Raw genomic sequence first — 23,478 nt, 5'->3', positions numbered from 1 at the left:
AGCGGGCGTGCCCGCCAAGGGGCCGGACCTGCTTACATCAATTACTGACCGGTATAGATCTGGTCAAACACCCCACCATCATTGAAGTGGGTCTTCTGCACGGTGCGCCAGTCACCAAAGGTCTTCTCCACCGACAGGAAGTCCACTTTCGGGAAACGGTCGGTGTACTTGGCCAGTACTGTCGCATCGCGCGGGCGCAGGTAGTTCTGTGCGGCGATTTCCTGGGCGGCTGGCGACCACAGGTACTTAAGGTATTCTTCGGCCGCGGCCTGGGTGCCTTTCTTCGCCACCACCTTGTCGACCACGCTGACCGGCGGCTCGGCTTCGGCCGACACGCTCGGGTAGACCACTTCGAACTGGTCGCGGCCGAACTCGCGGGCGATCATCTCGGCTTCGTTCTCGAAGGTCACCAGCACGTCGCCGATCTGGTTGGTCATGAACGTAGTGGTGGCGGCACGGCCACCGGTGTCCAGCACCGGCGCCTGCTTGAACAGCTTGCCGACGAAGTCCTTGGCTTTGTTTTCATCACCGCCTTGCTTGAGCACATAGCCCCAGGCCGACAGGTAGGTGTAGCGACCGTTACCCGAGGTCTTGGGGTTGGGCACGATTACCTGTACGCCGTCCTTGAGCAGGTCGGGCCAGTCTTTCAGCGCCTTGGGGTTACCCTTGCGCACGATGAACACAGTGGCCGAGGTGAACGGCGCGCTGTTGTTCGGCAGGCGGCTTACCCAGTTGTCCGGCACCAGCTTGCCGTTGTCGGCCAGGGCGTTGATGTCGGTGGCCATGTTCATGGTGATGACATCTGCCGGCAGGCCATCGATCACCGCTCGCGCCTGCTTGCTCGAACCGCCGAAGGACATCTGCACGTTGACCTTCTCGTTGTGCTCGGCTTCCCAGTGCTTCTGGAAGGCCGGGTTGTAGTCCTTGTAGAAGTCGCGCATCACGTCGTAGGACACGTTCAGCAGGGTGGGGGCAGCCTGGGCGAAATTGCCCAGGGCAAGGCCTGCTGCGAGCAGCGAGGCGGTGAAGAGTTTTTTCACGTTGCTTCCTTGTTATCGAGAAGGTGTTGGCAGTTTGCCTGCGACTATAGCGGGTGGGTTTGTAGGGGTTAAAGAACAAAAAACACTTTGGTTATGCCACTGCCAGTGCCGGCCTCTTCGCGGGTTTACCCGCGAAAGGGCCGGTCCGGGCAACATCATTGCTTGGGAAACAGCACATTCCCACATCGGGAACAGAACGCCGCGCCATGCTCATGGCTCTTCTTGCTGCAGGTCGGGCAATCATGCTGCAGCTGTTCCCCGCGCATGGCGTTGGCCAGCTCGGCGGTAAAGATCCCGGTTGGCACGGCAATGATCGAATAACCGGTAATCATCACCAGCGATGACAGCACCTGCCCCAGCGGTGTCTTCGGCACGATGTCGCCAAAGCCCACGGTGGTGAGGGTAACGATGGCCCAGTAGATGCCCTTGGGGATGCTGGTAAAGCCATGCTCAGGCCCCTCGATCACATACATCAAGGTGCCGAACACCGTCACCAGGGTCGATACCGTCACCAGGAACACGATGATCTTCTGTTTGCTGCCGCGCAGCGCCTCCATCAGGTAATGGGCCTGTTTGAGGTATGGGCTGAGCTTGAGCACACGGAAAATCCGCAGCATCCGTATCACGCGGATGATCAGCAGGTACTGGGCGTCGCTGTAGTACAGCGCGATGATTCCCGGCACGATAGCCAGCAAATCCACCAGGCCATAGAAGCTGAAGGCGTAGCGCAGCGGCTTGGGCGAGCAGTACAGGCGGGTGAGGTACTCGGCCAGGAAGATCGCGGTAAAGCCTACACTCGATGCCGGCCAGCAGGCCGGCATAGCCCTGATGCACTTCGTCGATGCTGTCGAGGATGACGGTGACCAGGCTGGCCAGGATGATCAGCAGGAGGATCTTGTCGAAGCGTCTTCCAGCCACGGTATCGGTCTGGAAGACGATGATGTAGAGCTGCTCGCGCAGGCTCGCAGGGTTGTTCATTGGCTCGTTCCACAAAAGCGATGGGCTGAGCCTAGGGGCTGTATTTCAGCTGTGCAAGCGGCTGGCGTCGCGCTGCCTGGGTTGGGCCAGGTGGTTGCCCAGGTGCATCAGCCAGCAGGCGGCGACGAAGGGCGCGGTCAGGCCGGGCACCGGTAGCAGCTTGAACAGTGGTTGCAGCAGCAGGGCCAGGGCGATGGCCAGCAGCGTCAGCCTCGGCTTTTCACCTTGCCTGCTGAACGCCAGCGCCGCCAGTGCTGCGTTGAAGCCATACAGGCCCAGCCAGGCAGCTTGCGCCTGGTCGGCAAGCAGTGCCACGCCGCCGCCGATGGCCGAACCGATCACTGCCCACATTGCGGCATAAGGGTTGGCGATGAACATGCCGCCGATGATCAGCAAACCGGCCAGGGGCTGGTCGAGCAGGAAGATCTGGCCCACGCCACGCGCCAGGGCATACAGCGGGTCGGCTTCGACGAAGCCGCTGGGCGAGGGGCTGGCGATCAGCAGGGTGGCCCAGCCCAGCAGCACGAAGGGTGCGGTGTAGGCGACCAGCAGCTTGCCGCCGTGCTTGCGCCATTGGTGGGTGATGATGCTGGACAGGCCGCCGGCGGCGATGATCAGTGGCGGCAGGATGGCCGACCAGGGCAGCACGGCGCTGATCAGGATACCGATCAGCACGCCGTTGTAGCAGTACAGCCCGGCCTGGCGGTCGGCACGGTCGTAGCTGCGTGCCTGGGCGGTGAGCAGGCCGGCCAGGGCGCCTAGCAGGGCGCCGCCGACCAGGTTGGGCGCGGTCAGCAGGATGGCCAGCAGGCAGCACAGGCCGCACAGGGGATTACGCAGCAGCAGCACCTGGCTGAAGCCGTTGAGTAACGCCGTGGCCCAGTCGGGGCACGGGTTGACGAAATTTTTGGTGTACATCGGGGCAGTCAGTGAGGTTGATGGGGCGCGGTGGGCCTCTTTGGGCCTCGGGTTTTCCGCAGTTGGGTGCAACACCACCTACCCTGTGGGAGCGGGCGTGCCCGCGAATGCGTCAGCTCAGGCAACATCGTTGTCCCTGCTGGCCTCTTCGCGGGTACGCCCGCTCCCACAGGAGAGATGCGGTGATTTAGATCAAGGTCTCGATCCGCAGCGTGTTAGTCGAACCTGGCTTGCCGAAAGGCACACCGGCGGTGATCAGCAGGGTGTCGCCGCGGCTGGCCATACCTTGTGCCTGGGCAATCTCCAGCGCGGTGGAAACCACCTCGTCCACCTGGCGCAGGCGGTCATTGACCACCGAGTGCACGCCCCACGCTACGCTCAGGCGGCGCGCGGTGGCCAGGTTCGGCGTCAGGTTGAGGATCGGTGCCCGTGGCCGCTCGCGTGCCGCGCGCAGGGTCGAGGCGCCCGACTCGCTGTAGTTGACCAGCACCGCCACTGGCAGGATGCCGCTGATACGGCGGATGGCGCAGCTGATGGCGTCCGACACGGTGGCCTCGGCCTTCGGCCGGCCAACGTCGAGCTGGGCCTGGTAGTCCGGGCCGTTCTCCACCTGGAGGATGATCTTGCTCATCATCTGCACGGCTTCCAGCGGGTAGTCACCCGAGGCGGTCTCGGCCGACAGCATCACCGCATCGGCACCTTCGGCCACGGCGTTGGCCACGTCGGTGACTTCGGCGCGGGTCGGCGCCGGCGAGAAGCGCATGGATTCGAGCATTTGCGTAGCCACCACCACCGGTTTGCCCAGTTGGCGGCAGGTGCCGATGATGCGCTTCTGGATCTGCGGCACGCTTTCGGCCGGCACTTCCACGCCCAGGTCGCCACGGGCCACCATGATCGCATCCGCAAGTTCCGCGATGGCTTGCAGTTGCTCCACCGCCGATGGCTTCTCGATCTTGGCCATCAGGTAGGCACGGTCACCGATCAGCTGGCGTGCTTCAACAATGTCTTCAGGGCGCTGCACGAACGACAGGGCCACCCAGTCCACGCCCAGCTCCAGGCCGAAGGCCAGGTCGCGGCGGTCCTTTTCGGTGAGCGGGGAGAGGTCGAGCACCGCTTGCGGTACGTTGACGCCCTTGCGGTCGGACAGCTCGCCACCGTTGAGTACTTCGGTGTCGATCGCGTCGCTGTGCTTGGCGGTGACGCGCAGGCGCAGCTTGCCGTCGTCCAGCAGCAGGTCCATGCCCGGCTCGAGGGCGGCGATGATCTCAGGGTGCGGTAGGTTGACCCGGCGGCTGTCGCCCGGGGTCTTGTCCAGGTCCAGGCGCAGGGCCTGGCCGCGTTGCAGCTGCACCTTGCCGTCGGCAAAGCGGCCGACGCGCAGCTTCGGCCCCTGCAGGTCCATGAGGATGCCCAGCGGGTAGTTCAGCTGCTGCTCGACTTCGCGGATCCACTGGTAGCGCAGGGCATGGTCGGCATGCTCGCCATGGCTGAAGTTGAGGCGGAAGATGTTCACTCCGGCTTCGACCAGTTGGCGGATGTCGTCGATGCCTTTGATCGCAGGGCCAAGGGTGGCGAGGATTTTGACTTTTTTATCAGGCGTCATGATTGGGCAGTCTCGAGGATCAGGATGGCGCGGAAGTCGTTGACGTTGGTGCGGGTCGGCTCGGTGACGATCAGCGCATCCAGCGCGGCGAAGTAGCCGTAGCCGTTGTTGTTGTCCAGCTCGTCGTTGGCCGACAGGCCCAGGGCTTCGGCACGGGCGTAGCTGGCCGGGGTCATGAAGGCGCCGGCGTTTTCTTCCGAACCATCGATACCGTCGGTGTCACCGGCCAGGGCGTACACGCCCGGCAGGCCCTTGAGGCTTTCGGTGAGGCTGAGCAGGAACTCGGCGTTGCGCCCGCCACGGCCGTTGCCGCGTACCGTCACGGTGGTTTCGCCGCCAGACAGGATCACGCAGGGCGCTTTCAGCGGCTGGCCGTGCTGGACGATCTGCCGGGCGATACCGGCGTGCACTTTGGCCACTTCGCGCGATTCGCCTTCCAGGTCGCCGAGGATCAGTGGGCTGAACCCGGCCTGGCGGGCTTTGACCGCGGCGGCTTCAAGCGATTGCTGAGGTTTGGCGATCAGCTGGAAGTGGCTGCGGGCCAGTGCCGGGTCGTCGGCCTTGACGGTTTCCGAGGCTGGGTTGTTGAGCCAGTCGATAACGGCCTTGGGCGCTTCGATGTTGTAGCGCTTGAGGATGGCCAGGGCATCGGCCGAGGTGCTCGGGTCGGCCACGGTAGGGCCGGATGCGATCACCGTGGCGAGGTCGCCCGGCACATCGGAAATGGCATAGGTGTACACCGTGGCCGGCCAGCAGGCCTTGGCCAGGCGGCCGCCCTTGATCGCCGAGAGGTGCTTGCGCACGCAGTTCATCTCGCCGATGGTGGCGCCGGATTTCAGCAGCGCCTTGTTGATCTGCTGCTTGTCGGCCAGGGTCAGGCCTTCGGCGGGCAGGGCCAGCAGCGCCGAGCCACCGCCGGACAGCAGGAAGATGACGCGGTCGTCTTCACTGAGGTTGCTGACCAGTTCCAGCACGCGCTTGGCCACGGCCAGGCCGGCGGCGTCGGGGACCGGGTGGGCGGCTTCGACCACCTCGATCTTCTGGCAGTTGGCGCCATGGCCGTAACGGGTTACGACCAGGCCAGAGACTTCGCCCTGCCAGCTTTTCTCGACCACTTCGGCCATGGCGGCTGCGGCCTTGCCGGCGCCGATGACGATGACCCGGCCGCTGCGGTCGGCGGGCAGGTAGGGTTCGAGGACTTGACGGGGGTGGGCGGCGGCGATGGCTGTGTCGAACAGCTCGCGGAGAATTTTTTGCGGATCGACCGACATGGCAGGCTCCCAATTATTGTTGTTCTACAGAATCAAAAACGCCCCTGGAACTGCCTCCGTGCAGGCCGAACCAGGGGCGGGTGTTGCGCTGGTCACTACCTGACCTGTGGTCGCAGGTCAGACAGCGTATGCTTCATCGCGGGCAAGCCCGCTCCTACAGGTCGCGGATCGAGAAGTTGGCCATGTGCTCCAGGCCTTTGATCAGCGCCGAGTGGTCCCAGTTGCCGCCGCCCAGGGCCTGGCAGGTGTTGAACACTTGCTGGGCATTGGAGGTGTTGGGCAGGTTGATGCCCAGTTCCTTGGCACCTTGCAGGGCCAGGTTCAGGTCCTTCTGGTGCAGGTTGATGCGGAAGCCTGGGTCGAAGGTGCCCTTGATCATGCGCTCGGCGTGCACTTCGAGGATTTTCGACGAGGCGAAGCCGCCCATCAGTGCTTCACGTACCTTGGCCGGGTCGGCGCCGTTCTTGGCGGCGAACAGCAGGGCTTCGGCAACGGCCTGGATGTTCAGGGCAACGATGATCTGGTTGGCCACCTTGGCGGTCTGGCCGTCGCCATTGCCACCGACGCGGGTGATGTTCTTGCCCATGGCTTCGAACAGCGGCAGGGTGCGCTCGAAGGCTTTCGGGCAGCCACCGACCATGATGCTCAGGGTCGCAGCCTTGGCGCCGACTTCGCCGCCGGACACCGGGGCGTCCAGGTAGGCAGCGCCGGTAGCCTTGATTTTCTCGGCGAAGGCTTTGGTAGCGGTAGGGGAGATCGAGCTCATGTCGATCACCACCTTGTTCGGGCCCACGCCTTCGGCCACGCCGTTGTCACCGAACAGGACGCTTTCGACCTGTGGGGTGTCGGGGACCATGACGATGATGAACTCGGCTTCCTGGGCAACTTCTTTCGGGTTGGCCAGGGCCACGGCACCGGCGGCGATCAGGTCGGCCGGGGCAGCGTCGTGGTGAGTGGAAACGAAGATGCTGTGACCTGCTTTCTGCAGGTTCTGAGCCATGGGCTTGCCCATGATGCCGGTGCCGATGAAACCGATTTTAGCCATGAGAGATTACCTCGTTGTATTTGTTGAATCTCGATGGGGCAGGCTGCACGGGCCCCCTGTGGGAGCGGGTTCACCCGCGAAGCAGGCACCGCGGTGGATGGCACCGGCTTCGCCGGTGTTCGCGGGTGAACCCGCTCCCACAGTGTCCTGCGTCTCGCAGAGGGCTGTGCTTAGCCTTCAGATTGCATTGTGCGTCTTCAGCCAGCCCAGGCCCGCTTCGGTGGTGTTCAGCGGCTTGTACTCCGCGCCCACCCACCCCTGGTAGCCAATGCGGTCCAGGTGCTCGAACAGGAAGCGGTAGTTGATCTCGCCGGTGCCTGGCTCGTTGCGGCCGGGGTTGTCGGCCAGCTGGATGTGATTAATGAGTTTCAGGTTGGCTTCCATGGTACGAGCCAGGTCACCTTCCATGATCTGCATGTGGTAGATGTCGTACTGCAGGAACAGGTTGTCGCTGCCTACTTCAGCCTGGATTTCCAGGGCCTGTTTGGTGGTGTTCAGGTAGAAGCCGGGGATGTCGCGGGTATTGATCATTTCCATGACCAGGCGGATCCCGGCGGCTTTCAGCTTGTCGGCGGCGTAGCGCAGGTTTTCCACGAAGGTCTTGCGCACGGTGGCGCAGTCCGGGCCTTGTGGGCGAATGCCGGCCAGGGCGTTGACCTGGGTGTTGCCCAGTACCTTGGCGTATTCGATGGCCTTGTCGACCCCGGCGCGGAATTCTTCGACGCGGTCAGGGTGGCAGGTGATACCGCGCTCACCCTTCGACCAATCGCCCGCCGGCAGGTTGAACAGCACTTGGGTCAGGCCGTTGGCGTCCAGCTGCTGCTTGATTTCGGCTGCGCTGAAATCGTACGGGAAGAGGTATTCGACGCCGCTGAAACCAGCATCGGCGGCAGCCTTGAAGCGGGCCAGGAAGTCCTGTTCGGTGAACAGCATGGACAGGTTGGCAGCGAAGCGAGGCATGAGTTGTCTCCTTGCGATGAAGGCCCCCAGGACGTGCCTGGGGGCGTCAGGCGATCAGTCCAGCAGCGAGATGGCGGTTGGCGCGTCGTTGCCGACCAGGGCCAGGTCTTCGAACTCGTTGACCGCGTTGATCTCGGTGCCCATGGAAATGTTGGTCACACGTTCGAGAATCACTTCGACCACCACCGGCACGCGGAACTCTTCGGCCATCTTCTGGGCCTTGAGCAGGGCAGGGGCGATCTCGGCTGGCTCGAACACGCGGATGGCCTTGCAGCCCAGGCCTTCGACCACGGCAACGTGGTCGACACCGTAGGTGGCGGCGTCGGTCGAGTTGATGTTCTCGAACGCCAGTTGTACACAGTAATCCATGTCGAAGCCACGTTGCGCCTGGCGGATCAGGCCCAGGTAGGCGTTGTTCACCAGTACGTGCACGTAAGGCAGGTTGAACTGCGCACCCACCGCCAGCTCCTCGATCATGAACTGGAAGTCGTAGTCACCCGACAGCGCGACCACCTTGCGCTTCGGATCGGCTTTCACCACGCCCAGGGCGGCAGGGATGGTCCAGCCCAGCGGGCCGGCCTGGCCGCAGTTGATCCAGTGGCGTGGCTTGTACACGTGCAGGAACTGCGCGCCGGCGATCTGCGACAGGCCGATGGTGCTGACGTAGCAGGTGTCCTTGCCGAATACCTGGTTCATCTCTTCGTACACGCGCTGCGGCTTGACCGGCACGTTGTCGAAGTGGGTCTTGCGCTGCAGGCTGGCCTTGCGCTGCTGGCAGTCCTCCAGCCAGGCCTTACGGCACTTCAGCTTGCCGGCGGCTTTCCACTCGCGGGCCACTTCGAGGAACACGTCCAGTGCCTTGCCGGCGTCGGAAACGATACCCAGGTCCGGGGTGAACACACGGCCGATCTGGGTCGGTTCAATGTCCACGTGCACGAACTTGCGGCCTTCGGTGTAGACGTCGACCGAGCCGGTGTGGCGGTTGGCCCAGCGGTTGCCGATACCGAACACCAGGTCGGATTTCAGCAGGGTGGCGTTGCCGTAGCGGTGCGAAGTCTGCAGGCCAACCATGCCGACCATCTGTGCGTGGTCGTCCGGGATGGTGCCCCAGCCCATCAGGGTCGGGATTACCGGTACGCCGGTCAGTTCGGCGAACTCGACCAGCTTGTCGCTGGCGTCGGCGTTGATGATGCCGCCACCGGCAACCAGCAGTGGGCGCTCGGCGTCATTGAGCAGGGTCAGGGCTTTCTCGGCCTGTACGCGGGTGGCGGACGGCTTGTGCACTGGCAGCGGTTCGTACGCGTCGATGTCGAATTCGATTTCGGCCATCTGCACATCGAACGGCAGGTCGATCAGTACCGGGCCTGGGCGGCCGGTGCGCATTTCATAGAAGGCCTTCTGGAAGGCGTAAGGCACCTGGCCTGGCTCCAGAACGGTGGTGGCCCACTTGGTGACCGGTTTGACGATGTTGGTGATGTCGACGGCCTGGAAGTCTTCCTTGTGCAGGCGGGCACGTGGAGCCTGGCCGGTGATGCAGAGAATCGGGATGGAGTCGGCGGAGGCACTGTACAGGCCGGTGACCATGTCGGTGCCGGCTGGGCCGGAGGTGCCGATGCACACGCCGATGTTGCCCGGGTTGGCACGGGTGTAACCCTCAGCCATGTGCGAGGCGCCTTCGACGTGACGAGCGAGGACGTGATCGATGCCACCGACTTTCTTCAGGGCCGAGTACAACGGGTTGATGGCAGCCCCCGGGATGCCGAACGCGGTATCTACACCTTCACGGCGCATGACCAGAACGGCTGCATCGATTGCTCTCATTTTGCTCATGGTTTGTGCCTCATCGATTTTGTAATTGTATACAACTTGCTTTGTGCCAGAGTGTATTCACGGCTGGCCGCTCAGGTCAACGGGTTTTCGTCGGCGGATGTCGCTTTCGTCCGAGCGCCCATGAAAACGGAGGTTTGCGTCATCGCATACGATCGTTTCAAAATATTGTATACAAAAATACATTTCGTTGTGTTCTATTTGCTCTGTCGGTTTTCAACTGCCCTCAGGGCTTCTCACAACAAGAAGAGGACCTTTCCATGAACGCTTTGAACCTGAAAGTCGCGGTCAGCCTGGTGAATGCCGCGCTGGCGGCGGGCCGCAAGATCAACGCCGCGCCACTGACCGTGGCGGTGCTGGATGCCGGCGGCCACTTGCTGGCGCTGCAACGCGAGGATGGCGCCAGCCTGATCCGGCCCGAGGTAGCCACCGGCAAGGCCTGGGGGGCGATTGCCCTGGGCAAGGGCTCGCGCTTGCTGGCGCTGGATGCGCAGCAACGGCCGGCGTTTTTTGCCGCGCTGAACGGGCTGGGCGAGCGGCCGGTGGTGCCGGCACCGGGTGGCGTGCTGGTGCGTGATCAGGATGGCAAAGTGCTGGGTGCGGTGGGGATCAGCGGCGATACGTCGGATATCGACGAGCAGTGCGCGATCAGTGCGATCGAGGAGGTGGGGTTGAAGGCGGATGCGGGTGTAGCAGCCTAAGTCTCTATTGCCTGTTCCGGCCTATTCGCGGGTGAACCCGCTCCCACAGGATCATCACAGGCTTGAAGCTCGTGGTGTCCCTGTGGGAGCGGGTTCACCCGCGAAGAAGCCAGCGCCGGGGGTCAGGCTACCTCGGGCTCACAACCCTTGAGCACCATGCGGATGATGGTCTCGGCTGCCGCGTCATAATCGCTGTCGGCCAGCTTGGTCTTGCCGGTCACCGCGGAAATCTGCCAGTCGAAATCGGCATAGGTCTGGGTCGCTGCCCAGATGCTGAACATCAGGTGATGCGCGTCCACATGGGCGATCTGCCCGCGGTCGATCCAGCGCTGGATGCACTCGATGTTATGCCGCGCCTGCTCGTTCAGTTGCGCCACCTGGTTCGGCGACAGGTGCGGGGCGCCGTGCATGATCTCGCTGGCGAACACCTTGGACGCATGGGGCAGATCGCGGGAAATGCGGATCTTCGAGCGAATGTACGCACTCAGCACTTCCTTCGGGTCACCATCGGCATTGAACGGGGTCGACGCCTGCATGATCGGCGCGATGATACTTTCCAGGACTTCGCGGTAGAGGTTGTCCTTGGATTTGAAGTAGTAATACACGTTCGGCTTGGGCAGGCCGGCCTTGGCCGCGATATCGCTGGTCTTGGTGGCGGCGAAGCCCTTGTCGGCGAATTCCTCGCTGGCCGCGCGCAGGATCAGTTCCTTGTTGCGCTCGCGAATGGTGCTCATGGTCAGGGATCTTCCTCGTGTCTGGCCACCTCTAGGAGGGATCGGGCATGGTAGCACCGGGCTTGACGGGCGCTCAAGGCAGCGGCTTTGGGCTAGAATCCTGGACACTTATTCTTCTGGATGCAGGCAAACATGGCAGGAAGCAGTCTACTGGTACTGATCGACGACATTGCCACGGTGCTCGATGACGTCTCGGTGATGACCAAGGTGGCGGCGAAAAAGACCGCCGGCGTGCTCGGCGATGACCTGGCGCTGAACGCCCAGCAGGTCACCGGGGTACGTGCCGAACGCGAGATCCCGGTGGTGTGGGCGGTAGCCAAGGGCTCGATGGTGAACAAGGCCATCCTGGTGCCGGCGGCGCTGCTGATCAGTGCGTTCATCCCCTGGGCGGTGACACCGTTGCTGATGCTGGGCGGTGCCTACCTGTGCTTCGAGGGCTTCGAGAAGCTGGCGCACAAGTTCCTGCACAGCAAGGCCGAGGATGACGCCGAGCATGAAGCGCGCAAGGAGGCGGTGGCCGATGCGAATGTCGACCTGGTGGCGTTCGAGAAAACCAAGATCAAGGGCGCGGTGCGTACTGACTTCATCCTGTCGGCGGAAATCATCGCCATTACCCTGGGCATTGTCGCAGACTCGCCGTTGAGCCAGCAGATCATCGTGCTGTCGGGCATCGCGGTGGTCATGACCATCGGGGTGTACGGGCTGGTGGGCGGTATCGTGAAGCTCGATGACCTTGGGCTGTGGCTGACCCGGAAGGCATCACGCCTGGCCCAGGTAGTCGGTAACGGCATCCTGCGGACCGCGCCGTATATGATGAAGAGCCTGTCGGTTATCGGCACGGCGGCCATGTTTCTGGTCGGTGGCGGGATCCTGGTGCATGGCATCGGGCCGCTGCATCATGCCATCGAGGCGTTCAGTGAAGGGCGTGGCGGGGCATTGACCGTGGCGCTGCTCAACGGTGGTGTCGGGGTTGTGGCCGGTGCCGTGGTGCTGGCGGTGGTGGCGGTGGTCGGGAAGCTGTGGCGGTCGGTTCGGCCGGCCAGCTGAGTTGCATGGCCGGGGCATTGCCCCGGTTCGCGGGTAAACCCGCTCCCACAGGGGGGCGCATTTCTTGAGGTCGGCGCCAAGCCTGTGAGAGCGGGCAAGTCGATGCGTCGAACCGCCGCGAACACCGGCGAAGCCGGTGCCATCCACCGAGTTGGTTTACTGTCCGGCCACCGCACCTTGCTCCTGCGGCTTCCACGCCAGCAGGCCCTTGCTGAAGTCGTTGGCAGCACTCTGGTAGTAGGCAATTGCCCGGCGTACCAGCGGGTTGTCACTGTCCACAGTCGTTTCCCGGCTGTTGCCCAAGGCATCCTGGTGCACACGCATTCCGCCGCGTGGGCTGAGGATTGCCAGGTCCTTGCCGTCGAACAGCCCCAGGTGCTGGTAGTTGCCGATCAGCACGCGTGGCGGCAGTTGCTCTTCGCGCAGCAGGTCACGGCCGAAGAAGGTCGAGGTGTAGCTCAGGTTGAGCAGGCCGAGCAGGGTCGGTGCCAGGTCGATCTGGCTGGCCAGCTGTGCGTCTTCGCGCGGGGTGATCAGCTTGGGTGCGTAAATCCACAACGGGATCTGGTAATTGCTGACCGGCAGGTCTTCCACGCCGGCGCTGCCGGCGGTGTGGTCGGCGACGAACACGAACAGGGTGTTGTCGAACCATGGCTTGCCCTTGGCTTCCTGCAGGAACTGCGCAATGGCATGGTCGGTGTATTTCACCGCACCTTCGCGGCCATCACCCGAGGGAATGTCGATGCGGCCGTCCGGGTAGGTGTAAGGACGGTGGTTGGAGGTGGTCATCAGCTGCAGGAAGAACGGCTGCTGCTTGGCATGGTCGGCATCGGCCAGCTTCAGCGTCTGCCGGTACAGGTCTTCGTCGGCCATGCCCCAGGCGTTCTTGAAGCTGATCTCGCTCTCGTCGACGCTGCTCTGGTCGACGATGCGATAACCGTTGCCGCTGAAGAAGGCGTTCATGTTGTCGAAGTAGCCGCGCCCGCCATAGACGAATACGGCGTCATAACCGACAGCCTTCAACTGCTGACCGAGGCTGCCATAGCCGCTTTCACGGCCGATACGCTTGACGATCGAGCGGCCCGGGGTGGGCGGGATCGACAGGGTAATGGCTTCCAGGCCACGGTCGGTACGGGTGCCGGTGGCGTAGAAGTTGTTGAAGTACAGGCTCTGCTGGCGTAGCACGTCCAGGTTGGGCGTGAGGTTGCGCGGGTCGCCGTTGCTGCCCATGTACTTGGCGCTGAAGCTCTCGATGGTGACCAGGATGATGTTCGGCTTGCGTGGCTCGCCGCTGGCACTGATGTGGCGGCGAATGTCCTCGGGCTCGCTGGCCTTGAACTGTGCGTTGGGCTCGGCCAGTTCCTGGTGCATGTGCGCGCCGACTTCGCTGGCGTCGAGGCTGGCGTAGAACTGGGTGTAGTCGAGTTCGTTGTTACGGAACGCGGCAAAGAACTGGTACGGGCCGTTGCTCGCCAGTTCGCGCTGGTAGGCGTTGCCGCCTTGGCCGCGGGGGAACTGCTGGTCGACCAGCAGCATGCTCAGCCCGCCCAGCACTGCCAGTAGCGCAATACCGCCCAGGCGCTGGCGCAGGTTGGCGCCGGGCGCGGCGAGGGCCTGGGCCAGCGGTTTGCGCAGGATCAGCGCGAGCAGCACGGCAACCGCGGCGATGCTGCCCAGCAGGGTAGGCAGCGGGTAGGACTCGCGGATGTTGTCCAGCACTTCCTTGGAATACACCAGGTAGTCGACGGCGATGAAATTGAAGCGTACCCCGAACTCGTCCCAGAACAGCCACTCGGCCACGGCGACGAACAGCATCACGAACAGGCTGACGATCAGCACGCCGCCCATCAGCCGGCGATGCAGGCCCGTGCGCCACAGCGCGGCCGGGCAAAGTGCCAGGTACAGCCCCAAAGGCAGGGCGGCGTAGGTGAGGAAGCTCAGGTCGTACACGGCACCACTGATGAATAACAAGAAGTAGTCGCCGTGTACTTCATTCAGGTGGGTGACCAGCAATACCAGGCGGGTCAGCACGAAGATGCCAAACCATAGTGAGCAAACTAATAGAAGATACCGCCAAGGGGCAGCGAGGGAGGTACGCATTAAGTGGGCCTGTTTTCTTTTTTTGAGTGCAGAAGACAAGCATGTTAATTGGCAAAGTGCAAAAAAAAACGTCAAAAACTCGCAGCTGCTGAACGGAATTTAAGCCTTATAGTAAGTGCTCTGGTTTTTTCTGCAGGTCGGGAGGCGAAGTCATGTTTGGAAAAGTGTTGACTTATGATGTCTACCACCTGGCGCTTTACCTATGCACGGCCCTGGCCTGGGCTACCGTAGGTCTGTGGTTGCTGTTGCGCGGGGCGGGGGTGGAGGCTCTGTACAAGTGCTGCGCGATGTTCGGCCTGGTGTTGGCGATCAGCAGCATCATGCTGGTGCTGGATATCTTGCGCGTGCTTGAACACTGGCAGGTGGAACTGGGGCTGTTGCTGTTTGGCGTGCTGGTGCCGTGCGTGCTTGCGTTGACTTTTAAGACAAGTTTTGGCGCAAGTAAGATTAATCTTACTAAGTTATAGGAAAGTTCTTACAAGAATGGGCGTGACAGCGCGTGGACAAACCCGCGCGCTGTCACGATTCAGCGCATCAGAAGTGCACTTTTACCAGGAAACTCATGGTGTTCTGGTCCGTCGTGAAGGCATCGCTGTCCTTGATTCCGTACTTGTTCTTCCAGTAGTCGTACTCCACACCCACATACAACTGCTTCTCGCCCAGGTGCAAGGCCTTGCCCAGGTCATACTTGATCTGCGGGTTGAAGTGCAGGTTGGCCTGGTAGGTGCCGTGGCGGTTCTCGTCGTTGTCCACCACCCAGTCCATGAAACCGTCGATCAGCACGTCGGACGAACCGACCGGAATGGTGTACGACCACACCGGGGTGATCTGCCACACGTTGTCGCCGGCGCGGCTGCCGTCGGTGGTGCGGTTGTAGAAGTTCAGCTGGAAGTAGTCGAAGCCAGGGATGTCCAGGTCGAAGCCAGGGCCGATCAGGTACGACTCGGTATCACCTTCGCCGAACTCGTAGGTCATCGCCAGCAGCACGTCCTTGACCGGGCCGAACGCCAGCTTCTGGTCGAAGATCTTGCCGAACGACAGGCGCGGGCTGATTTCGCCGTAATAGGTGTTCGGGCCATTGCCTGCATCTTTCTGGCCTTGGTAGAAGATCTTGTCGACAAAGATGAAGTTATCGCCGTACTTCCAGCCATCGGCGTGCTCGAAGGTTACGGTTTGCTGGATCGACGGGTTGACCTTGAAGTTCTTGCCCCACAGGTAGGTCAGGCTGTTGTTCTGCCATTGCAGCAGGTCGCCGCCGAAGGTGGTGCCACAGGCCAGCAGGCCGCCGGCGAGGATCAGGCTGTTGATGGTACGCATTGCGAGTGTCGCTCCCTTGATTGATCTATTGTCAGCGCTTGTTGTTGGCGCTTTTTGTCTTTCGAGTCAGCTTTTTTCGATAGGCCACAGCTGTTTGGCAAGGGTTGAGCCAACTTTCCTGGGCTGGCAAAACCTTCCTGCTCGACTTCGTTCTGAACGGATGAAAAGGGTATTTCAGGCTGGCAACACGTTGGCCAACCGCCCGTATTCATTGACTGAGCGGTCAGTAAACGCAGGCAGAATCCCTTCTGCCCTGATCGAGGGGGCGCGCAGATTACTGGCTTGCGCGCCTTGCCTCAAGTGCTCCGTCCTGGAGCGGGGTGGATCAAACTTGTGCGTTTGGTCAGTTTTCTAGAAGTGTACCTTGATCAGGGCGCTGGTGACGCTCTGGTTACTGTCGATCTTGCCTTGGCTGTCGATGCCGTACTTGTCCTTCCAGTAGCTGTACTCGATGCCCACGTACAGCTGCTTGGCGCCCAGGTTCAGGGCTTTGCCCAGGTCGTACTTGACCTGTGGGTTGAACTGCAGGTTGGCATGGTAGGTGCCACGTCGGGTCTGGTCGTTGTCGACCACCCAATCCATGTAACCGTCGATCAGAATGTCGGACTTGCCCACCGGGATGGTGTATGAGAAGGCCGGGGTGATCTGCCAGACGTTGTCACCGGGGCGGCTGCCTTCGGTGTTGCGCAGGTAGAAATTGAGGGTGAAGTAGTTGAAACCGGGGATGTCCAGGTCGAAGCCGGGGCCGATCAGGTAGGCCTCGTTGTCGCCCTCGCCACGCTCGTAGGTCATGGCCAGCAGCACATCCTTGATCGGGCCGAATGCCAGCTTCTGGTCGAAGATCTTGCCGAACGACAGGCGTGGGCTGAACTCGCCGTAGTAGCTGGTCACGCCTTTGCCCGGGTCGGGCTTGCCGTTGTAGAAGACCTTGTCGACGAACATGAAGGTGTCGCCGTACTTCCATTTGTTGGCGTGCTCGAAGGTTACCGTCTGCTGGATGCGAGGGTTGACCTTGAAGTCCTTGCCGTACAGGTAGGTCAGGCTTTCGCCATGCCACTGCAACCATTCGCCAGCGTGGGCGGGGAGGGTGGCCAGCAGGCTGCTGCCCAGCAAGAGGGACGAGGTGATGCGTTTCATGTTGTGGTTCCCGGACTTATTGTTTTTGTTGGATTTTTTTGGCGCGCAGGCGCCCCGGACGGCCCATTCCGGCGGGCCGACGGTGCAGCGTTTACGGCGAGGTCGAGGCGGGGGCGACAGTGCGCCGCCCCCTTTGCTCAATGCTGGTGACAGACTTCGTTATGCGCCGCGCGGTCGGCGCCACCCAGGATGTTGAACAGTACGTTCAACACCAGGGCACTGACCGTGGCCATGGCGATGCCACTGTGGGTGATGGGTTCCATCCACTGCGGCATCTGGGCGAAGAACTCCGGTCGCACCACGGGGATCAACCCGAAACCGACGCTCACCGCAACCAGCAGCTGGTTGCGACGGTCGCCGATGTCCGCCTCCTGGAGAATCTTGATCCCGGTGGCGGTGACCATGCCGAACATGGCGATGGACGCGCCGCCCAGTACCGCAGGCGGGATCGAGGCAATCAGGAAGGCCGCCTTGGGCAACAGGCTGAGCAGGATCAGCAGCGCACCGGCCACGATGGTGACATAGCGGCAGCGCACCCCGGTCATCTGCACCAGGCCGATGTTCTGGGCGAACGAGGAGTGGGTGAAGGTGTTGAAGAAGCCGGCGATGAACGACGCACCGGCATCGCACAGCAGGCCGCGACGCAGCATCCCAGGGGTCACTTCACGATCGGTCACCTTGCCCAGGGCCAGGAACATGCCGGTGGACTCGACGAAGATGATCACCACCACCAGGCACATGGACAGGATCGGCGCCAGGCTGAAGGTCGGCATGCCGAAGTGCAGTGGGGTCACCACTTGCAGCCACGGTGCGTCGTTCAGGCCCGACAGGTCGACCATGCCGATGGAACCGGCCAGGATGTAGCCCAGGCCCATGCCCACCAGCACCGACACGTTGACCCAGAAGCCGCGCATGAAACGGTTGATCAGCAGGATTACCGCCAGCACCAGGCCGGCCACCAGCAGGTAGATCGGCGAGCCGAAGGTGTCTGCCTGGTGGCCGCCACCGGCCCAGTTGACTGCCACCGGGAACAGCGACAGGCCAATCGAGGTGATCACCGTGCCGGTGACCAGTGGCGGGAAGAAGCGTACGACCTTGGACATGAACGGCGCGATCAGCATGCCGAAGAACCCGGCGGCGATGGTCGCGCCGAAGATTCCCTGCAGGCCCACGCCGGGCATGCCGGCCATGGCTACCATGCTGCCGACGGCAGCGAAACTGGCACCCATCATCACCGGCATGCGGATGCCCACCGGGCCGATGCCGAATGACTGGATGATGGTAGCGACGCCGGCGACCAGCAGGTCGGCGTTGATCAGGAAAGCGACTTCTTCACGGGACAACCCGGCGGCCTGGCCGATGATCAACGGCACGGCGATCGCGCCGCCGTACATCAGCAGAACGTGTTGCAGGCCAACCAGGATCAGTTGGAACAGGGGCAAGGGCTCGCGCGGCGGCGCAACTGGGATGTACGCCTTGCGTGACTCGGACATGCAGCACCTCGAGTTTTGTTTTTATTCTCGGATCCAAGCGGCAGCGCCAGGCGGCAGGCTCCCGGTGAAGAGAGCCTGGGGTTCCCGCCTGACGCTGAACGCTCGATGCTTGCTTGTTGCGTGAATCTTCAAGTTCGAGGCCGGGATTGCCGGCCTCTTCGCGGGTGAACCCGCTCCCACAGGGAGCGGTGTTATCCCGACCATTGTGTTTCAGTTGACCGGGGCGCCTTTGGCGATCCAGTCGCCGACGAGCTTGCGCTCTTCGGTGGTCATCTGGGTGATGTTGCCCAGCGGCATGATCTGGCTGGCGACCGCTTGCGCCTGGATGCGCGCGGCCTGGGCCTGGATCTGCTGCGGGGTGTCGAACATCACGCCGGCAGGGGCGGCGCTGAACAGTGGGCTGGTCGGCTTGGACGAGTGGCACACGGTGCAGCGTTCCTGGATGACATTGTGGATCTTGTCGAAGCTCTCGCCGCCAGCCTGGGCCGTGGCCTGGGCAGGGGCTTCAGCCGGCGCGGCAGGCGCTGCGGCAGCCTTGGCGGCGTCCTCGGCGCGTTGCTCGGCAGCGGTCTTGCCACCTACTGCGGTCGCGGGCAGTGGCTGGTACTCGATCTTCGCTGCGGCTTGCTCAGGGCTCACGGCCATCGGTTTTGGACCGGTGACGTAGGCCAGGCAGATCATCGCCAGGGCGCCGACCGGCAGGGTCCAGGCGTACTTGTTGCTGTCGTGGCGGGTGTTGAAGTAGTGGCGGATCAGGACCGCGGCTACAGCGATACCGGCCAGGATCAGCCAGTTGTACTGGCTACCGTAGGTGCTCGGGAAGTGGTTGCTGATCATGATGAACAGCACCGGCAGGGTGAAGTAGTTGTTGTGGCGCGAGCGCAGCAGGCCCTTGGCCGGCAGTACCGGGTCGGGCGTCTGGTTGTTCTCGATCGCCGCCACCAGCTGGCGCTGGGCCGGCATGATGATGCGGAACACGTTACCGACCATGATGGTGCCGATGATCGCGCCGGTGTGCAGGTATGCACCACGGCCGCTGAACACCAGGCTGAAGCCCCAGCATGCGGCGATGATCAGCACGAACAGTACGGCACCGAGCAGCGCTGGCTTCTTGCCCAAGGGCGAGTCGCACAGGAAGTCGTAGATGAACCAGCCGGCGATCAGCGAGCCGATACCGATGGCCACGCCTTCGGCACCGCTAAGGGTGCTGCCAGGGGCCAGCAGGTACAGGGCCGGGTTCCAGTAGAACACCACGCACAGCAGGGCGATACCGGACATCCAGGTGAAGTAGGCTTCCCATTTGAACCAGTGCAGGTTCTCGGGCATTTTCGGGGGGGCGAGCTTGTATTTCTCCAGGTGGTAGATACCACCGCCGTGAATTGCCCAGAGATCACCCGACAACCCATCGCGCGGGTTGCTTCGGTTCAGGTGGTTCTCCAGCCAGACGAAGTAGAACGATGCACCGATCCAGGCTACGCCGGTGATCATGTGAACCCAGCGAATGCTCAGGTTCAGCCATTCGTGAAGGTGTGCTTCCACAGTATGTACCTCTTGCCGGTCACCCGCTCGGGCGATGCCCTTGAATGACCGACCTTTTCTTATTGGTGGGGATTGAGGATCAGCATCTGTTCCTCGGTGAAGTAATGCTCGTCGCAGTTGTTGCCGGAACCACTGCGATCAACCACCAGGAAGTCATCCCGCTTTTCGATCGTCAGCACCGGGTGGTGCCAGACGCCGCGATGGTAATTAACGCCCTGCCTGCCGTTGCTGCGGAAGGCGCGGACCAAGCCTGATACAGGTGCATCGCCAACTGGCGCGACCACGATCAGAAAGGGGTTGCCGAGCAGCGGGATGAAAGCCTGGCTGCCCAGCGGATGGCGTTCAAGCATGCGCACGGTCAGCGGCATGTCCTGCGCGTCGGCGCGGAAGATGCTGATGATCGCCTTGTCTTCAGGCTCGGCGGTTTCGACCGTGGCGAGCTTGTGGAAGCGCATGGTCGAGCCGTTGTTGATCATGAAGTGGTCGCTGCCATCGGTTTCGATCACGTCTCCGAAGGGGGCGAAGGCTTCTTTGGTCAGGGGCTCGATCATCAGGGTGCGCATGCGGTTATCTCTTCTGTTGTTCGTTTTTCTGAAAATAGGGTTCGGCTGTTGCTTACAGCTGCAGCAGGCGGAACAGGGCGATCAGGTTGATTTGCGCCAGGGCTTCCTTGAATTCGGCATCGGCATCGTTGTGGATGCGTTTTTCGAAGGAGGCGAGGATCTGGTGCCGGTTGCTGCCTTTTACCGCCATGATGAACGGGAACTGGAACTTGGCCTTGTAGGCGTCGTTCAGCTCGGTGAAACGGGCGAATTCCTCGGCAGTGCACTGGTGAATACCGGCGCCGGCCTGCTCATTGGTGCTCGATTCGGTCAGCTCGCCCTGGATGGCGGCCTTGCCGGCCAGGTCCGGGTGAGCGTTGATCAGCGCCAGCTGGTCGGCGTGGTTGGCACTGAGCAGGATGTCGCTCATGCGCTGGTGCAGCGCCTCGATCTCGTCCAATTCGCCCAGTTGGCCCAGGTCATAGGCTTTTTCGGCTACCCACGGCGAGTGCTCGTAGATGTCGGCGAAGGCCTTGACGAAGGCGTCACGGCCCAGGGCGGATGGCTTGAGGGTGTTGAAGGCGGTCATCAGGCATTCTCTTTCTTGTACGGGTGGGTGGTGTGCCAGTGGCGGGCGATGTCCACGCGACGGGCGAACCAGACCTGCTCATGGCTCTTGGCGTAGTCGACGAAACGCTTCAGTGCGGCCAGGCGCGCCGGGCGGCCGACCAGGCGGCAGTGCAGGCCGATGGACAGCATCTTCGGTGCCTCGGCACCTTCGGCGTACAGCACATCGAAGGCGTCCTTCAGGTACTGGAAGAACTGCTCGCCGCAGTTGAAACCCTGTACCTGGGTGAAGCGCATGTCGTTGGTGTCCAGGGTGTAAGGGATCACCAGGTGCGGCTTGCCGGTAGGGTTGTTCGGCTCCCAGTAGGGCAGGTCGTCGTCATAGGTGTCGCTGTCGTACAGGAAGCCGCCTTCCTCCATCACCAGGCGACGGGTGTTCGGGCCGGTGCGGCCGGTGTACCAGCCCAGCGGGCGCTCGCCGGTGATTTCGGTGAGGATGCGGATGGCTTCGAGCATGTGCTCGCGCTCCTGGGCCTCGTCCATGTACTGGTAGTCGATCCAGCGGTAGCCGTGGCTGCAGATTTCATGGCCGGCCTGGGCCATGGCGCGGATCACGTCGGGGTGGCGCTGGGCGGCCATGGCCACGGCGAAGATGGTCAGCGGCACGCCGCTGTCCTTGAACAGCTTCAGCAGGCGCCACACACCGGCGCGGCTGCCGTACTCGTACAGCGATTCCATGCTCATGTTGCGCACGCCCTGCAATGGCTGGGCGGCGACCATTTCAGAGAGGAATGCTTCGGACTCCTTGTCTCCGTGCAGGATGTTGCGTTCGCCACCTTCCTCGTAGTTGAGGACGAAAGACAGCGCGATGCGAGCGTTGCCCGGCCATTGCGGGTGAGGAGGGTTGTTGCCGTAACCGATCAGGTCGCGAGGGTAGTCAGCGCTCACTGCAGTCTTCCTTCTTGTGCGTTTGTGCGGGGGTGGGCGGGCCGCGTCGGGATGTCGCACCACCGGATGGGCTGATTGTATACAACTTCTGAAATCTTTTGTAAGCCTGTTTTTCCGCATTTCTTCCCTTTTGTCGCCTTGCAGCGACCTGGAAAAACAGTGCAAGAAACCTGCCTGATTGGTCAGCAAATGACATCGGGATCGCCCAGGTGCCTGCATTTGCGACCGATGGGTCGTTTATGGGCATGAAACCTGGGTCGTGACAGAAGGGATCAAAAAATTGTGTACAATTTTGCGATGGAATGTCTTAATGGGGCATTCCCGCACATCGCAGGCCCTTTGGCGTGATGATGGCCGTGTATTTTTTGCCCACAGATTGAACAAGAGGCGACAAGCAATGGGACGTTTGACCACACACGTACTGGATGCCGCGCATGGCTGCCCGGGCAGCTCGATCAAGGTCGAGCTGTACCGTGTCGAAGGCCAGCAGCTGGAGCTGGTGAACACCGCCCTGACCAACAGCGATGGCCGCGTCGACGCGCCGCTGCTGCAGGGGGACGACTACCGCACGGGTGTTTATCAACTGCAGTTCAGTGCTGGCGACTACTATCGCGCCCGTGGCGTGCAACTGCCGGCCCAGGCGTTTCTGGATGTTGTCGTGCTGCGCTTTGGCATCGACGAGCAGCAGGAGCACTACCACGTGCCGCTGCTGATCTCGCCGTACAGCTATTCGACCTATCGTGGAAGCTAGTTGGTCGCTAGAAGAATCTTCGTAGGTCCTTTGGCCCGCTCTCACACTGGCGGGCTTTTTTTATTGTCGGATTGACGCGGTTTGTCGCGTGAAGTCTTGTGTCAGCATGCTTCCGGTCTTGTAGCTCACATGGTCCAGGACGCCTGCGCCGGCCGCGCCCGCAGCATTGAACAGGGCCCCGGTCAAGGTGCCGGGTTGACGGGTTTTGGCGAAGCCAATGAGCCAGCCTGCAGCGCTGTAACCGTAAAGGGTGGTATTGCTCTGGTCCGACCAGGTCCCGTCAATGTAGTACCGGGCCTGGCGCTCGGTCAGCGAGGCATCACCCCAGGTCGCCAGATTGAAGTTGACGCCGTTTACCGAGTCGTTGAACGGTCGTCTAGCCTGATTGGCGTTTTGCATGAGGGTGGTTCGTTCCAGGGGGAACTCGTGCTGCGGTACTGGCCCTCGCGTCAGTGCATGCTTGCCTGTCGTGTACACATCGCCGACAAACTCTGCGCTCATCTTGCCTGCTGCCGCAGCGCCGCCACCCACTGCAATCTTCAGCGCAGTTTTCACGAGCTGTCGCCATTTCCCGCTTGGGTCCCGCCAGTTGACCGGGTCGTTGCCACAGTAGGCATAGTGGTTTATCCCGCCTCGGTTGAAGGGGGCCTGGGTGTCAGGGCTGTGGAACCTCTGCAGCGTCGGGCTGTACATGCGATGGCCGTTACCCAGCGGGTAAAGACCGCTAATGACGTGTTGAATTTCGCCATTGAAACCCAGCAGGTTGTTGGCGGGCGTAGCGTGACCAAAAGGTGCATAGGCGCGGGCGGACTTTGTCGAATCTCGCATTGGGCCAGCCTCCACTCGTATTCGGTAGCATTTGTATCAAGCCCCTGCGCACCTTGCACCTGACAGAAATATCAGCCTGACGCGGTCAATGTGAGAGCGGCCTTGCGTCGCGAAAGGGCTGCGCAAGGCCGC

At 62.1% G+C, this 23,478-nt stretch carries 21 protein-coding genes and 1 pseudogene; 4 read left to right on the top strand and 18 right to left on the bottom strand.

Annotation, left to right across the window (positions count from 1 at the left end; translation table 11 throughout):
- Positions 1–41: 41 nt before the first annotated feature.
- From A4C63_RS11745 to gcl, 8 genes and pseudogenes are all read right to left on the bottom strand, one after another.
- Positions 42–1,040: a sulfate ABC transporter substrate-binding protein gene (locus A4C63_RS11745; RefSeq protein WP_063912801.1), complete on the bottom strand. Its 999-nt coding sequence runs from the start codon at positions 1,038–1,040 to the stop codon at positions 42–44.
- Positions 1,041–1,195: 155 nt separating this feature from the next.
- Positions 1,196–2,018: pseudogene (locus tag A4C63_RS11740) on the bottom strand (ion transporter).
- A gap of 45 nt (positions 2,019–2,063) precedes the next feature.
- The gene (locus tag A4C63_RS11735; RefSeq protein ID WP_063912800.1) at positions 2,064–2,936 is read right to left on the bottom strand and encodes an urea transporter; all 873 of its coding nucleotides are present in this window, start codon (positions 2,934–2,936) and stop codon (positions 2,064–2,066) included.
- 187 nt (positions 2,937–3,123) lie between these two features.
- Complete coding sequence (pyk, locus tag A4C63_RS11730; RefSeq protein ID WP_063912799.1) at positions 3,124–4,539, bottom strand: pyruvate kinase; 1,416 nt, start codon at positions 4,537–4,539, stop codon at positions 3,124–3,126.
- Positions 4,536–5,810 carry a glycerate kinase gene (locus A4C63_RS11725; RefSeq protein WP_063912798.1) on the bottom strand — a complete coding sequence of 425 codons (1,275 nt, stop codon included), beginning with the start codon at positions 5,808–5,810 and terminating at the stop codon, positions 4,536–4,538. The genes pyk and A4C63_RS11725 overlap by 4 nt, the downstream gene beginning before the upstream one ends.
- A gap of 154 nt (positions 5,811–5,964) precedes the next feature.
- Positions 5,965–6,855: a 2-hydroxy-3-oxopropionate reductase gene (locus A4C63_RS11720; protein WP_063912797.1), complete on the bottom strand. Its 891-nt coding sequence runs from the start codon at positions 6,853–6,855 to the stop codon at positions 5,965–5,967.
- Positions 6,856–7,032: 177 nt separating this feature from the next.
- The gene (hyi, locus tag A4C63_RS11715) at positions 7,033–7,815 is read right to left on the bottom strand and encodes a hydroxypyruvate isomerase (RefSeq protein WP_063912796.1); all 783 of its coding nucleotides are present in this window, start codon (positions 7,813–7,815) and stop codon (positions 7,033–7,035) included.
- A 54-nt stretch (positions 7,816–7,869) separates the two neighbouring features.
- On the bottom strand, positions 7,870–9,645 hold the full coding sequence (gene gcl / locus A4C63_RS11710) for a glyoxylate carboligase (protein ID WP_063912795.1): 1,776 nt from the start codon (positions 9,643–9,645) through the stop codon (positions 7,870–7,872).
- Between the two features lie 257 nt (positions 9,646–9,902).
- Between gcl and A4C63_RS11705 the strand changes: the two genes are divergently transcribed.
- Positions 9,903–10,343 carry a heme-binding protein gene (locus tag A4C63_RS11705; protein ID WP_013973539.1) on the top strand — a complete coding sequence of 147 codons (441 nt, stop codon included), beginning with the start codon at positions 9,903–9,905 and terminating at the stop codon, positions 10,341–10,343.
- A gap of 122 nt (positions 10,344–10,465) precedes the next feature.
- Here A4C63_RS11705 and A4C63_RS11700 read toward each other — a convergent pair whose 3' ends face one another.
- Positions 10,466–11,077: a TetR/AcrR family transcriptional regulator gene (locus A4C63_RS11700; protein ID WP_063912794.1), complete on the bottom strand. Its 612-nt coding sequence runs from the start codon at positions 11,075–11,077 to the stop codon at positions 10,466–10,468.
- A 132-nt stretch (positions 11,078–11,209) separates the two neighbouring features.
- On the opposite strand from A4C63_RS11700, the gene A4C63_RS11695 reads away from it, so the two are divergent.
- A complete protein-coding gene (locus tag A4C63_RS11695) occupies positions 11,210–12,124 on the top strand; it encodes a DUF808 domain-containing protein (protein WP_063912793.1) in 915 nt (304 codons plus the stop codon).
- A gap of 156 nt (positions 12,125–12,280) precedes the next feature.
- On the opposite strand, the gene A4C63_RS11690 is transcribed toward A4C63_RS11695, so the two are convergent.
- Complete coding sequence (locus A4C63_RS11690) at positions 12,281–14,224, bottom strand: LTA synthase family protein (RefSeq protein WP_063912792.1); 1,944 nt, start codon at positions 14,222–14,224, stop codon at positions 12,281–12,283.
- 152 nt (positions 14,225–14,376) lie between these two features.
- On the opposite strand from A4C63_RS11690, the gene A4C63_RS11685 reads away from it, so the two are divergent.
- Positions 14,377–14,691, top strand: coding sequence for a hypothetical protein (locus tag A4C63_RS11685; RefSeq protein WP_063912791.1), 315 nt, complete (start codon positions 14,377–14,379; stop codon positions 14,689–14,691).
- A 67-nt stretch (positions 14,692–14,758) separates the two neighbouring features.
- Here A4C63_RS11685 and A4C63_RS11680 read toward each other — a convergent pair whose 3' ends face one another.
- The 7 genes from A4C63_RS11680 to puuE all read right to left on the bottom strand — a co-directional run bounded on the left by A4C63_RS11680 (position 14,759) and on the right by puuE (position 21,767).
- Complete coding sequence (locus A4C63_RS11680; RefSeq protein ID WP_063912790.1) at positions 14,759–15,541, bottom strand: outer membrane protein OmpK; 783 nt, start codon at positions 15,539–15,541, stop codon at positions 14,759–14,761.
- Positions 15,542–15,892: 351 nt separating this feature from the next.
- Entirely contained in the window at positions 15,893–16,678 is a 786-nt protein-coding gene (locus tag A4C63_RS11675) for an outer membrane protein OmpK (protein ID WP_063912789.1), read from the bottom strand.
- A gap of 137 nt (positions 16,679–16,815) precedes the next feature.
- A complete protein-coding gene (locus tag A4C63_RS11670; RefSeq protein WP_063912788.1) occupies positions 16,816–18,171 on the bottom strand; it encodes a nucleobase:cation symporter-2 family protein in 1,356 nt (451 codons plus the stop codon).
- Positions 18,172–18,381: 210 nt separating this feature from the next.
- Complete coding sequence (locus A4C63_RS11665) at positions 18,382–19,710, bottom strand: urate hydroxylase PuuD (protein ID WP_063912787.1); 1,329 nt, start codon at positions 19,708–19,710, stop codon at positions 18,382–18,384.
- Between the two features lie 59 nt (positions 19,711–19,769).
- Positions 19,770–20,273 (bottom strand): ureidoglycolate lyase, encoded by a 504-nt coding sequence (locus A4C63_RS11660; protein ID WP_027921248.1) that lies wholly within the window; start codon positions 20,271–20,273, stop codon positions 19,770–19,772.
- A 52-nt stretch (positions 20,274–20,325) separates the two neighbouring features.
- Positions 20,326–20,841, bottom strand: coding sequence for a 2-oxo-4-hydroxy-4-carboxy-5-ureidoimidazoline decarboxylase (gene uraD, locus A4C63_RS11655; protein WP_025340030.1), 516 nt, complete (start codon positions 20,839–20,841; stop codon positions 20,326–20,328).
- Positions 20,841–21,767, bottom strand: coding sequence for an allantoinase PuuE (puuE, locus tag A4C63_RS11650; RefSeq protein WP_063912786.1), 927 nt, complete (start codon positions 21,765–21,767; stop codon positions 20,841–20,843). The genes uraD and puuE overlap by 1 nt, the downstream gene beginning before the upstream one ends.
- A gap of 397 nt (positions 21,768–22,164) precedes the next feature.
- On the opposite strand from puuE, the gene uraH reads away from it, so the two are divergent.
- Positions 22,165–22,518: a hydroxyisourate hydrolase gene (gene uraH, locus A4C63_RS11645; RefSeq protein ID WP_003259496.1), complete on the top strand. Its 354-nt coding sequence runs from the start codon at positions 22,165–22,167 to the stop codon at positions 22,516–22,518.
- Between the two features lie 60 nt (positions 22,519–22,578).
- On the opposite strand, the gene A4C63_RS11640 is transcribed toward uraH, so the two are convergent.
- Entirely contained in the window at positions 22,579–23,346 is a 768-nt protein-coding gene (locus tag A4C63_RS11640; RefSeq protein WP_063912785.1) for an RHS repeat-associated core domain-containing protein, read from the bottom strand.
- Between the last annotated feature and the right edge of the window lie 132 nt (positions 23,347–23,478).

Source organism: Pseudomonas sp. p21, from assembly GCF_001642705.1.
Classification (GTDB): domain Bacteria; phylum Pseudomonadota; class Gammaproteobacteria; order Pseudomonadales; family Pseudomonadaceae; genus Aquipseudomonas.
This window is presented reverse-complemented; position numbering and strand designations above follow the sequence as displayed.